The organism is Pseudomonas frederiksbergensis (assembly GCF_003732275.1).
In the GTDB taxonomy this organism is placed as follows: domain Bacteria; phylum Pseudomonadota; class Gammaproteobacteria; order Pseudomonadales; family Pseudomonadaceae; genus Aquipseudomonas; species Aquipseudomonas frederiksbergensis_H.
Genome location: NZ_MOBM01000027.1, coordinates 1 through 12,497 on the forward strand (window position 1 = coordinate 1; position 12,497 = coordinate 12,497).

The 12,497-nt window shown below is 53.4% G+C and carries 11 protein-coding genes and 2 pseudogenes; 7 read left to right on the plus strand and 6 right to left on the minus strand.

The features are described from left to right. The 3 genes and pseudogenes from BK662_RS19080 to BK662_RS19090 all read left to right on the plus strand — a co-directional run. Nucleotides 1-252, plus strand: a pseudogene (locus BK662_RS19080) (hypothetical protein); the annotation flags it as partial. Nucleotides 253-593: 341 nt separating this feature from the next. After that, a complete protein-coding gene (locus BK662_RS19085; RefSeq protein WP_123359343.1) occupies nucleotides 594-1,010 on the plus strand; it encodes an organic hydroperoxide resistance protein in 417 nt (138 codons plus the stop codon). 339 nt (nucleotides 1,011-1,349) lie between these two features. Next, nucleotides 1,350-1,613: a DUF2790 domain-containing protein gene (locus tag BK662_RS19090; protein WP_123359344.1), complete on the plus strand. Its 264-nt coding sequence runs from the start codon at nucleotides 1,350-1,352 to the stop codon at nucleotides 1,611-1,613. Between the two features lie 99 nt (nucleotides 1,614-1,712). On the opposite strand, the gene BK662_RS19095 is transcribed toward BK662_RS19090, so the two are convergent. Then, a complete protein-coding gene (locus tag BK662_RS19095; protein ID WP_123359345.1) occupies nucleotides 1,713-2,939 on the minus strand; it encodes an MFS transporter in 1,227 nt (408 codons plus the stop codon). Nucleotides 2,940-3,078: 139 nt separating this feature from the next. Here BK662_RS19095 and BK662_RS19100 point away from each other — a divergent pair, with 139 nt between their 5' ends. Beyond that, nucleotides 3,079-3,894 carry an AraC family transcriptional regulator gene (locus tag BK662_RS19100; RefSeq protein WP_123359346.1) on the plus strand — a complete coding sequence of 272 codons (816 nt, stop codon included), beginning with the start codon at nucleotides 3,079-3,081 and terminating at the stop codon, nucleotides 3,892-3,894. 49 nt (nucleotides 3,895-3,943) lie between these two features. Here BK662_RS19100 and BK662_RS19105 read toward each other — a convergent pair whose 3' ends face one another. The 4 genes from BK662_RS19105 to BK662_RS19120 form a co-directional block, all read right to left on the minus strand. Next, complete coding sequence (locus BK662_RS19105) at nucleotides 3,944-5,284, minus strand: sensor histidine kinase (protein ID WP_123359347.1); 1,341 nt, start codon at nucleotides 5,282-5,284, stop codon at nucleotides 3,944-3,946. Beyond that, nucleotides 5,281-6,021 carry a response regulator gene (locus tag BK662_RS19110; protein WP_123359348.1) on the minus strand — a complete coding sequence of 247 codons (741 nt, stop codon included), beginning with the start codon at nucleotides 6,019-6,021 and terminating at the stop codon, nucleotides 5,281-5,283. Before BK662_RS19110 ends, BK662_RS19105 begins: the two co-directional genes overlap by 4 nt. Nucleotides 6,022-6,362: 341 nt before the next feature. Continuing rightward, complete coding sequence (locus BK662_RS19115) at nucleotides 6,363-7,796, minus strand: catalase (RefSeq protein ID WP_123359349.1); 1,434 nt, start codon at nucleotides 7,794-7,796, stop codon at nucleotides 6,363-6,365. Nucleotides 7,797-7,959: 163 nt separating this feature from the next. Next, entirely contained in the window at nucleotides 7,960-8,376 is a 417-nt protein-coding gene (locus BK662_RS19120; RefSeq protein ID WP_123359350.1) for an Ohr family peroxiredoxin, read from the minus strand. A 580-nt stretch (nucleotides 8,377-8,956) separates the two neighbouring features. On the opposite strand from BK662_RS19120, the gene BK662_RS19125 reads away from it, so the two are divergent. From BK662_RS19125 to BK662_RS19135, 3 genes are all read left to right on the plus strand, one after another. Continuing rightward, nucleotides 8,957-9,844, plus strand: coding sequence for a LysR family transcriptional regulator (locus BK662_RS19125; protein ID WP_123359351.1), 888 nt, complete (start codon nucleotides 8,957-8,959; stop codon nucleotides 9,842-9,844). A gap of 89 nt (nucleotides 9,845-9,933) precedes the next feature. Beyond that, nucleotides 9,934-10,713 carry an aldolase gene (locus tag BK662_RS19130; protein ID WP_123359352.1) on the plus strand — a complete coding sequence of 260 codons (780 nt, stop codon included), beginning with the start codon at nucleotides 9,934-9,936 and terminating at the stop codon, nucleotides 10,711-10,713. A gap of 106 nt (nucleotides 10,714-10,819) precedes the next feature. Further along, the gene (locus tag BK662_RS19135; RefSeq protein WP_221179109.1) at nucleotides 10,820-12,160 is read left to right on the plus strand and encodes an MFS transporter; all 1,341 of its coding nucleotides are present in this window, start codon (nucleotides 10,820-10,822) and stop codon (nucleotides 12,158-12,160) included. A gap of 127 nt (nucleotides 12,161-12,287) precedes the next feature. Here BK662_RS19135 and BK662_RS35355 read toward each other — a convergent pair. Then, a pseudogene (locus tag BK662_RS35355) lies at nucleotides 12,288-12,497 on the minus strand (hypothetical protein); the annotation flags it as partial.

The following is a 12,497-nucleotide window of genomic DNA, read 5'->3' on the forward strand; positions in this document are numbered from 1 at the left end:
CGTACACCGCAAGGTCAGTTGGTAGCTGCTGATGGTTCGAGCCGTACGCCGCAGGGTCAGTTGATAGCTGCCGATGGTTCTAGCCGTACGCCGCAAGGTCAGTTGGTAGCGGCTGATGGTTCGAGTCGTACGCCGCAGGGCCAGTTGGTAGCGGCTGATGGTTCAAGTCGTACGCCGCAGGGCCAGTTGGTAGCTGCCGATGGTTCTAGCCGCACGCCGCAAGGTCAGATGGTGGATAACCAGACGGTTTGAATGATGCCCCTTAAACACCACCACCCTTTGTAGGAGTTGCTTGCCAACGCCTACAAGGGCCCATCCCAAACAAATGACACCCGATCAACTACCCGTCCTCGCTGCCGGACGAACCACGCCGACAGCCCTGCATTTTCCGCTACCGCCGTAGCTCCCACGTATCGTAATCCGGCCGACCCAGCGGGACAGTGAAATTACAGATTTGCCGCGAGCGATTACGGACCCAACAAGCAGACTTGGGGGGGAACGATACCTTCGTGCAATTCAGAGGTTACCAAGGGTCTGCTCTGATTCCCCAACGCATCTGGCATGCGTCTTCCCATAAAATAAGGAGCTTCAATATGACATCCAAGACAATCCTCTATACCGCTAAAGTACACACCACAGGTGCTCGCGATGGGGGCATTTCCCGAAGCGACGACGGAAAGTTGGATATCAGCCATTCGCTACCGGGTATCAAAGGCAACGGTACCAACCCCGAACAACTCTTCGCGGCTGGCTGGTCGGCATGCTTTGACGGAGCGCTGGGGCTCGCGGCGCGCAAGTTTAAAGTCGAGCTTCCGACCGACGTCGCTATTGATGCCGAAGTCGATCTTTGCCTCGAAGGTGATGCCTATTTCCTGCGTGCTCGGCTTAACGTTAGCTTGCCGGGTGTAGAGCGTGATATAGCCCTGCGCCTGATCGATACCGCGCATCAGACATGTCCCTACTCGAAAGCTGTTCGCGGAAATATAGACGTTGTCCTCAATCTCGTCTGAGCGCAGCCCTGACGAAATCCCAAGTATGCGCATGACTACCTGAGGCTTTTTCAGGTAGTTGTGTTTTTGTGTCTGCCTTTAAGTCAAGAGGTGGTCAACAATCCGCATGTTTTTACTACATTTCGCGAAACACTAGGCCGGCGTTACCTTCGGTTAAATAGTCCTGTTTGGATGAGCTGAAATCGTAATTTCATGTATCTGAGGCTTTCCCGATACGAACTGTTTAATTTGCGGAAGTTAGTGACACATACGGGATACCTTAACGGCGTTAAATGGGACTCATCGCAGCAGCACAAGCTGTCTTGCTGGATCACTCATTCAATAACTGGAGATGTCGTCATGAACTGGAAGAACCTCAGCATCGCTTCACTGTTTGCCATCGTTAGCCTCGGCGCCGTCGCAGCAAATGCCCAGGAGAATGTAACTCCGCACGCCTACATGTACGGCGATCACTTGGACATTGCTAAAGTCACTTCAGTCAGCGAAACACCTTCATCCGGTTGCGGTGTCGTTAACGCGCGACTGGCTTATTTAGACTCGGCTGGCAAGTCTAAGGTGCTGGATTATCTTACCGCTGGTCAAGGGTGCGGCCAGGACAAATGATGTACATCCCCCCGCAGATGTTGCCTTTAGGAGACCTTTGACACATCCGGTCTCTTTTTCAGGCTCGTCTGTACGCGTCGGCATTAAACCGTTGCGATGTCAGGTCGCCGGCACCCGTAATCCCGTTTCGGACGCCGGCTTCAGAATTGGCGTCAGGCACAGCATAAAAAGAAGTACCGCAAACAGCATGTCATAAGCAAGGTCGTAGCTTCCGGTATAGTCACGCAGCGCGCCGAAGCAGACGGGGCCCAACGCTGCAATCAGGTAGCCTATGAAAAGCATGAAGACGGTCCAAGCCCCGGCTTCTGCAGGCGTTTTGGAGTTGTCCAGTGGCAACGTCATCCCAACTGTGAAGGACATGCCTAGACCGGTTGCCACAAGTAATACGTAAAGAATCGGCGAAGTTTCTGGAGCAAACGCCATGCCCGCCGTACCAATGAGTGCAAGTACGGTGGTGACTCCCAAAAGACCACGACGGTCATGGGCCCTTCCAGGGATCAGGCCAGCACCGACACTTGCGATTGCAAACACCGCTGTAAATAGCCCAAGCAACACTCCGGCGGGCAGGGTCGTTAGAGCGGTTTCGGTAGATGCGGGTGCTAACCAGGCGAAGAGGGCATAGACCACGAATTGACTTGAGCCGAAATACAACGCTACGAGCCACGCTTGAGGATTGCTCCACGGCATCCCGGTCACGGCCGACCGGTTATCAACGGTGTTGACCTTCGGTGCGGAAGCTGCGAACCGTCGGGCCATCCACAACCAGCTTATTACAGCTGTGACGCACAGTAAGCTCCAGATCCCGGCACCCACTCGCCAGCTTTGAGCGAACTCAGTAATGGGCGCAGTGAATAACGCAGAAAGAGTTGCTCCTACGCTAAGGCCAGCGGCATAGATACCCATGAAGAATGCTGGCCGATGTGGAAAGTGAGCTTTTATCCAACCGCCGATGAGAGCACCAGCAATTGCGATTCCGATACTGACCAGAAATGTACTGAGCAATAGAAAAACGGCATCCGGAGATATTGCCCGCACCAAGCAGGCTGCGCCAAGCAAAACCAGCGCTGCAATTACGCAACGGTCGGTACCAAAGCGCCGACTTAAATTGGGTGCGACTAAGGCGAAGATGCCCATGCATACATCGGGAATGGAGGTCAGCAACGCCGCTTGGGTAAAAGTCAAACCATATTGGTTTTGAATCAGCAGCAAGATGGGGCCAATAGAAACAATCGCCGGACGTAATGCAATGGAAAGGATCAATAAACCGATGACTGCAGGCACGCTATGTTTATCGGATGCATTTGGAGAAGTGTTGATGGGGGCCATTTTCTACGTACCCTTATTTTCAGAAATTTGATTAAGGGCGATCGTAGCAATACCAAAGAATCGGCAAGTGCCAGCTTATGTCTTCAAAGTGACAATGTCAGAGGCTTCGGCATTGCAACCCAATTGGTGAGTGTGATTGATGAAGCAAAAGGGACGGATTGTCAGCAAAGCCGAAGATTTGAATGGACGCAGTGAGGATTACCTGGACTATCAGGACGTGCCGCGGCTGATGACGGCATTGGCTCGCAACCAAATGGCCGGGGAATACAATCCGCCGCATACACATCGCCATGGCCAGTTGTTGTATGCCATCAGCGGTGTCATGCGTGTTGCGACCCGCGGTGGTCTGTGGTTTCTCCCGCCTAAACGGGCTCTGTGGATACCCGCCGGAGAAGAACATGACCAATTGATGCTCAGCCCGGTCAAGATGCGTTCCATCTACATAGAAGCCGACGTCGCCGCAAGCTATGGAGACAGCTGCCGAGTCGTGGACGTTTCTCTGCTATTACGCGAACTGATACTGGTGCTGGCCAGTGAACCCATCGAATATTTACTCGAGGGCCGCAATAGTCACGTCGTAGCTCTGATTCTTAGTGAACTGGAGTCTGCACGAACATTGCCGCTTCAGATTCCGTGGCCGGTAGACCGCCGGCTGTTGGTGGTGTGCAACGCTATTCTCGACACGCCAAGGCAAGCTCGCAACGTAGATTATTGGGCAGACAAAGTCGGTGCCAGTTCGCGCACGTTAATCCGCCTGTTTCTCAAGGAAACAGGCCTGACTTTCCGCCATTGGGTGCAACAGGTGCGATTGGCCAGCGCCTTGAACCGGCTCGAGAAGGGGGAGTCAATCGGGTTGATTGCCCGGGATCTGGGCTATGTTAGTGCAAGTGCGTTTAGCGCAATGTTTCGCCGGGCGATGGGAGAGTCCCCGCGGGCGTTTCTGATTCGCGAATAAAATAGTCGATGCAGCCAATGGGCTGGCGCAGCAGATGAATGGCACCGGCTTATCCGACGGTGCTATTCATCCTCGAAGAATCAGACAAGCTACTGGGTAGTGTCAGTTGAGCGCACAGCCCGCCACCTTCTCGGTTGTACAGTATTAAAGTACCTTGAAGTTTTAGCGTTAGTTGTTGAGAAATTGCTAGGCCCAGCCCTGTACCGCCCGTATCACGGTTGCGCGAGCTTTCCACGCGATAGAACGGTTTAATCACTTCTGGCAATTGGTCCTCGGGAATTCCTGGACCACGATCCAGGATCTTGATCTCCAAGCGCTTGTCCGTTTGCGGCTCAACGGTGATTTGGACCTCTGTGCCAAACTTCAGCGCATTATCCACAAGATTCACCAGCACTCGTCGCAGTGCATGCGGCCGTGTATCGATAACGGTGCCGATTTCCGCGTTTAGAACCACACTTTTTCCAGTATCCAGATAATCGAGTACCAGGCTGTCGAGGAACGAGTGCAGATCGAGCCGGCGGCTGGTCTCAGTTGAACCATCCATGCTGCGCGCGTATGCCACCCCTTCCTGAACCAGATGCTGCATCTCGCTCAGGTCCTTACAGAGTTTGTCCTTCTCTACGGAGTCTTCCATGAACTCGGCGCGCAGTTTCATACGCGTGATGGGGGTCTGCAAATCGTGAGAAATGGCAGCCAATAGTTGCATGCGCTCTTTTATGTGAGTCGCGATGCGCTCCTGCAGGGTATTAAAGGCAACTGCTGCATAGGCCACTTCTATAGGGCCTGCTTCATCAAGACGAGTTCCTCCCCCGTTCGGATCAAGAGTATCGACTGCCTTTGATAGACGAGTCAGGGGGCGTATTGCAGTTCGTACTGCGAACCATGTACAGCCGAATAATAGCAACAGTTGCACGATTAACAGCAACGGTAGCCATGGCGATAGCGGGGATATTTTGGGCCGAACATCAATCGTCAGCGGGCTTCCGTCGCTCAGGCGTAGGTGCGCTTGATAATGCGGACGCAGGTCAGAAATATCAGTAAAGCTAAGGTCGTAATCTTGCCCCAGTGTCGCTTCCATGGAGCGAACAGACGCCGGGGCGGAGGCCATGTTCATCGGCGTACCAGGTTGGCCCTCGTCCAGTTGATAGCGATAGTTGGGATGCTCAAAGCGCGGTAGCCAGCCTTGACGTTCAGCAGCGGGCAGGCGCTCAAGCATTGCCACAGTGGTCGTCAAGTCTTGCTCCAGATTGCCCAGCATCAGTGTCATCGCGCTTTGGTATCGCTCATAAAACTGCAGCCCAAAAGACAGTCCATGAGCTGCTACAAGGCTGACGAGAAAGATCAACGACAGTCGCGAGGCCAACGTTCTTGGCCACCGCAGCGGCGTCATGACTGCTCTCCTAGAATTTCCACCGGATAGGTGAAAACATACCCTTCGCTGCGCACGGTCTTGACGTAGGCTGGGTCGCGGGCGTCGTCCAGCAAGCGTTGACGCAGACGGCTTACCAACAAATCGATGGAGCGATCGAAGAGATCTGCGTCGCGCCCCTGGGTCAGATTGAGCAATTGATCGCGGCTCAGGACGCGTTGGGGGTGATCGACAAATACCCTCAGCAAACGGTATTCCGCGCCGCTTAAGGTGACGATAGTGCCCTCGCCATCGAGCAAATGACGCGCCGTGGTATCTAACCGCCACTTACCAAACGCAAGCAGGCGACTAGCCTCGCTGACAATCAAATTGGGTGGCAGCATGCGCGTGCGGCGCAGTACGGCATTGATACGTGCAAGCAGCTCACGGGCTGCGAAGGGTTTAACCAGGTAATCATCAGCTCCCATTTCCAGGCCGATGATGCGGTCGGTTTCTTCGTTGCGTGCGGTCAGCATCAGGACCGGTGTGCTTTTATGTCTGCCTGAACGAAGCTCTCGACATAAGAGCAGTCCATCGTCCCCCGGCATCATGATATCCATCACGATGAGGTCCACGGTGGAAGACTCAAGAAAGGAGCGCATCTGTCGGCCGTCCGCCACGACTGTGGTTCGCAAACCGTTCTTTTTTAGGTAGTTACCTACGAGCTCTCGAATCTCGCGATCGTCGTCGACTATCAGAATGTGATCAACGTGTTCCATCTGACTCACCATAGATCCTCAGCATTTCGCCATGTCCCCTAACGAGCGACGTTTTTAGCGATTGGGGGCGCGGCCGTCTATTACATCAAGGTGTAAGTGCTGAAGCCCAGTAACGCGGTCACCTGAAAGAACTGGAACGCGTTTGAATCAGCGGGGCCATCCTACGCCACGAGGTTCTGACCTTCACGCCGCCTCGCGTGACCTGGAACGGCTTCTGATGGCTGAGCCTTTGGCAGGATTGTTTTGAATCGCTTTGAAATCATTTTCAATGTTGGGGCTGGCGGGAGGGGCAAGAGCAAATGGCGCGAGCAACCTTTTTGCTCTTGCTAATAGCGCCTCGATCAAACTAGTTGTTCAATTGCCTGGGCGACGCCTGATCCGTATTCCGGATCAGCTTGTGTGCAGTGATTGATGTGGCGCTGCTTCGCCTGTGTGCTAGCTCCGTAGATCGATCGCGCAGTGTTATCGAACAGCGCCTGTCTCTGAGCCGTGTCCATCAGCCGAAATAGGGCGCCAGGTTGGGAGAAATAATCTTCGTCTTCCCTGTGGTTCCAATGCCAGGCACTGCCCTGCAGTGATAGAGGCGGCTCACGGAAGTCGGGTTGCTCCACCCATTGTTCATGGCTGTTGGGCTCATATCCGATGGCGCTTCCGGCATTTGCGTCGGTACGCATTTGCCCGTCCCGGTGATAGTTGTTGACTGGGCATCGGGGGGCATTTACCGGAATCTGATGATGATTCACGCCCACGCGATAACGTTGCGCATCGCCATAGGAAAACAATCGAGCCTGAAGCATTTTGTCTGGTGAAAAGCTGATGCCAGGCACGACGTTGGCAGGGTTGAAGGCGGCTTGTTCGACGTCGACAAAGTAGTTGTCCGGGTTGCGGTTGAGCTCAAGGACACCGACTTCGATCAGGGGATGATCTTTATGCGGCCAGACCTTGGTCAAATCGAAAGGATTGATCGGATAAGACTCAGCCTCCGCTTCTGGCATTATTTGAACGTAGAGTTTCCATTGGGGAAAGCGACCTTCCTCAATGCTGGTGTACAAATCCCGTTGTGCGCTTTCGCGATCATCGCCGATCAGTTCGCAGGCTTGCTGATCACTCAGGTTTTTGATGCCTTGTTGGGTTTTCCAGGTGAACTTCACCCAAAAACGTTCGTTCGCCGGACTAATGAAACTGAAGGTATGGCTGCCGAATCCGTGCATGTGTCGATATGAGTGCGGTAGTCCGCGGTCGCTCATAACAATCGTCACCTGATGCAAAGCCTCGGGCAGAAGTGTCCAGAAATCCCAGTTGTTTCTGGCACTTCGCATATTTGTACGTGGATCACGTTTGACTGCGTGATTGAGGTCTGGAAACTTCAACGGATCCCGCAGAAAAAACACTGGTGTGTTGTTGCCCACCAGATCCCAGTTGCCTTGACCAGTATAAAATTTGATGGCAAACCCGCGAATGTCACGCTCGGCGTCGGCGGCTCCACGTTCGCCGGCCACGGTAGAAAATCGGACGAATACATCCGTGGTCTTACCAATGCTCGAAAATAAGTCTGCTTTTGTGTAGCGGGTGATGTCGTGAGTAACCGTGAAAGTGCCGAATGCGCCTGATCCCTTTGCGTGCATGCGGCGTTCAGGAATAACTTCACGGTCAAAGTGCGCCAACTTTTCTAGCAGCCAAACGTCCTGCAATAACACAGGTCCTCTAGGACCAGCCGTTTGAGAGTTGTTGTTATCGCCCACCGGTGCGCCGGCTGCTGTCGTCAATTTTTTCATTATCGGACCCTTACTTTTATGATTGTTGAAAAAGCCTGCATCAGATGTGCTGGTCAGGGAAAACGCGCGACACCAGACGTAACGGCCGCCATGGTTTGTAATTCCGCGCTTCTAACGTTCTTTGCTCGTGTATCTGAAGTGGGGAAAGTGATTAGCACTGAGCTCAGAGGAGACTGAGCTGAACCTCGACATTGCCGCGTACGGCTTTGGAGTAAGGGCATGTCTGGTGGGCGGTGTAGATCAGTTTGTGCGCTACCTCGCGGTCCAGTCCCGGCAAGCTGACGGTCAACCGAGCGCATAGAAAGTACGCTTCTCCATTGAGACAAAGGTCGACCTCGGCATCGATAGAGACGTCAACCGGTAGTGACACCTTCTGCTTCAGTGCCGCCAGGCCCAGCGCCGCGTCGAAACAGGCAGACCAACTAGCTGCAAAAAGCTGTTCCGAGTTCGTTCCGCTGCTATCGAAACCCGGTAGCGAGTGCCTGATGTTCAAGCAGCCGTCATCACTGCGAGAGTAACCCCCGTCGCGAAACCCTTTTGTGTGAACCCTGACGGTATACAGCGTTCTTCCGGCCCCCATCTCTGTCTCCTGATCTTCGAACGCGTTGGCATTTTTCCAGTGTCCCTGTCACTTAGGTCTGGATCAAAGTCAGGAGTAATCAGAACAGAGCATTCAAATCGGGACGATTACACGATGGTATTGGGCTCGGTATCGGATACACGCTCCATGCGATACCAAGGTGCGATAGGGGTACCACTGAGGTGCGGGCAACCCCTTGGAAATCCATACGAGAACAGAGCGGACACACCTTCATGCGGTTGATCATTCTCAGTAGGACTGAAATTAAAGCCGCGGGCGTTCGACCGTAATACAGTGGCCACGCGGTGCCCTGACGGCTTCGATTGCAGCCTTCGTAATAAGGCGCACATCTTTGTCGAGCACGGTAATTTATAGCTGGGGTACGAAAAAGGCCGATGTGGACCTTTTGTGGGTGTCGCTACCTCCTAAGCGGGTCAATGACGGGCCTTGGAGCGCGCAGTTGATTAACGAGCATCTGCGCCGGAGGTGAATCCATGGCGCGGCAATTGTTAAGGTGGTGGGACTACAAGGCGCAGCTTTCAATGCCCGTGTGCGTCCAACTTTAAAGGATGTCCATGTTATGAGCGATGAACTGGATCGAAAAGTAAGAAATTTCCTCTGCATTTCCATGCATGGGTCGATATCGGCCGCTTCTGAACAGCTGGATATTTCTCAACCAAGTCTGAGCCGACAGCTCGCTAGTTTGGAAAGTTATCTCGGAAACCCGCTTTTCAGGCGAACGGGCAGAGGGCTAATTTTAACCGATGCCGGAAAGCATTTAGCGTCTATGGCCAGCCCTGCGTTCATGGCAATTGATGCGGCCATCGTTCAAATCAGAGAAGAATTCGGCATCACGCAAGGCAGTCTGCGCTTGGCAACGGTGCATACGCTTACCTACTATTTTCTTGGAGATCTGGTCTCTCGATTCGTGCACCAAAATCAGGACGTAAACGTCTCGTTCATGGCTCGCAGTTCGACCGAGGTCGTAAAGCTCGTGGAGTCAGGCAGAGCGGATCTGGGTTTCGTATACGACAGCGAAGTGGCGTCAAAGGAGTTGCTGTCGAGCGGCCTTTTTACCGAATCGATGGCAATCATAATCAAGGCCGAACTGGAACCAGCGCCGCTGAGCATCGACATGGGGGAGCAGCCATTAAGGCTTGTGGTGTTTCCGAGTGGATATGCGCTACGAAGAATGCTGGATACATGCGGAGTGCCTTATGTCGTGGCTGCAGAGGTTGAAACCGTGGACGCAATGCTCGAACTGGTGGCTTCAGGTGTGGGGGCCTGCGTCCTTCCAGCACACATTCCGAATAGGGTGCTGAAGCAGTACAGTCTCACTCGTGTGACCGACGTAAAACCGTTGCTAAAACGCAAGGTAGTCGCCATCTACCGCTCCGACTCACCCCCGACAGCGATTACCAGATCGATACTGGGATTTGCCATGGATGCGGCGAAGTCGCTCAAGTGAATACCTGATATAGCCCTAGCCTCATCGCCATCGATGATCGAGCTTCATAAGCTTGAGCCACCGTTGATGGTTAGATTGAGGATTGCCAAGTGAATCAGGAACTACGCAGTAAAGAGTATTTCGATCTGCGGGCCACAAGCGAGATGGCCCAGCACCTTAAATCAAAAGAGATGCCTCTGAAGGAGCGCCTTGCTTACGCAGCCAGAGTCCTTGCGATGACCGGACAAGAGGCTGGTCTCGCCGGGCAGCTCACCGCGCGCTCCGATAGGGACGATACCTATTGGACATTACGTTTCGGCCTTGGATTTGAAGAAGCGACAGCGGAAGACTTTATCGAGGTCGACAAGGATCTCAATACTGTAACTGGCGAAGGGATGGCTAATCCCGCCACCCGCTTTCATTTGTGGGTTTACAGAAATCGCCCAGACGTCACTTCGATCATCCACACGCATTCTCCCTGGGCATCTGCACTCGCCGCCGCGAGGCAGCCACTTGTGATCTCGCAGATGGATATGACTCCGCTGTTCAACGATTGCGCTTTCTTGGGTGAATGGCCAGGGGTACCGATCGCCGACCACGAGGGGACTTTGATTTCCGAAGCACTGGGTGGGATGAAGTCTATCATTCTGGCCCACCACGGATATCTCACAGCCGGAGTATCGATAGAGGAAGCCACTTACCTTTCGGTATACCTAGAGAGGGCGGCGAGGATGCAGATCAGGGCCAAGGCGTTCGGTGATCTGACACCTGTCGACCCGGTCTTAGCGCAGGAAGCTCACGACTATCTTTTGAAACCCTCCATTGTCCGAGCGACGTTCGATTACTGGTGCCGTCAGACCCACCGATTGCCTGGCATGCCGCCGATGTAAAAGATCTCATCTCACAAGCCCGTATTGCATCTTCGTATGGGCCCGAGTTTGCATACTTATAAGAAAGACTCCCACACACAACCACTGCCAGATAAAGGACTGAAAAATGTCGAAAATAACGAAGGCAGGTGCGGCTCCTTCAGCCGTGAAACGTCAGACAGTGATAGCTGGTATTGCAAGCATGATGGGTACCACGATTGAGTGGTATGACTACTTCCTCTATGGCACCGCCGCTGCGCTCATTTTCAATAAAATATTCTTCCCTGATTTTGACCCGGTCACGGGCACACTGGCAGCTTTCGCGACCTATGCTGTCGGATTCTTTGCGCGTCCGTTTGGTGGCATTGTATTCGGCCATTTCGGAGACCGATTAGGCCGAAAATCGATGCTCATTATCACGCTGTTCATGATGGGTGTGCCGACGATCATCATAGGGTTGATCCCTTCCTACGATTCCATCGGTTATTGGGCGGCAGTGCTGCTAGTTCTAATGCGAGTGCTGCAAGGCATTGCGGTCGGCGGTGAATGGGGTGGGGCGATTCTTTTGGCCGTCGAGCATGCGCCTGAGGGTAAGAAAGGCTTTTTCGGCAGTCTGCCGCAAACTGGCGTTGCCACTGGATTGATTCTTTCCTCACTTGCGATGGGTGCTGTCGCCCAATTGCCCGAGGAGCACATGCTTAGCTGGGGCTGGAGAATTCCTTTCCTCGCCAGTGCTGCATTGCTTCTAGTGGGTTGGTACATACGCGAAAAAGTGGCCGAATCTCCCGACTTTATCTCTGTGAAAAAAGATGTACCTCGTGAGATGCCGTTCAAAACAGTTCTGCGTGCACATCCCCGGGCGTTGCTTGCTGTTGCCGGCGCTCGTTTGGCTGAGGTGACATGGTTCTACACGATTGCGACCTTTTCTCTGGCTTATGCAACAAAGACGCTTGCGATACCGAAGGACTTGATGCTGAATGCGGTCGTCTGGGGCGCTACTGTTGCCATGTTCACCATGCCCTTTTGTGGTTGGCTAGGTGACAAAGTCGGTCAGAGAAAGATGTTTGCTGCTGGTATTGTAGGCGTCATTTTGTTTTCCTCTGTCTTCTTCCAATTGCTTCAAACCCAGGAACAGTTCTGGATCATTTTTGCGATGGTAGTAGCCATTGGGATTATTTACTCGATGCTATACGGGCCAGAAGGTGCGCTTTTCTCCGGCCAATTTACTCCAGAGGTGCGGTACACAGGAATTTCCGTTGCAGTGCAAGTATCCGGTGCTATCGGTGGCGGGCTAGCGCCTATCATTGCTACATCGTTGCTTGCATATGGAGGCGGTGACCCGTTTTACATCAATGGCTATTTGATGGGGTTGGGGGCGATCGCCTTAATTGCCCTTACCCAGATGAGATCCGTCACAGCCGATTCAGCGAAATGTTTGGCCTCCATCGCGGTGCCGGCAAAGTATTAACCTGCATGAGGGCGACTACGTTCGCCCTAATTATTCCATGTAGGATGCAGAAAGATCGAAGAGTGCAGCGGCGCAGGGGTTGGCACGCCAGCTCCTAAAAGGAACGATGGTGTTTATGAAACATACTTCAGACCACCTGGTTATCCTCCAAACGACCTTGTGGAGTCCGACGCCCTCCGTTTTCTGCAACAAGTTGCCCTTGTGGTGTACGACTCGAGCGATCGGCAGCTACCAACTGCCCTTGCGGCGTACGGCTCGAACCATCAGCAGCTACCAACTGACCTTGCGGCGTACGGCTCGAACCATCAGCAGCTACCAACTGACCTTGCGGTGTACG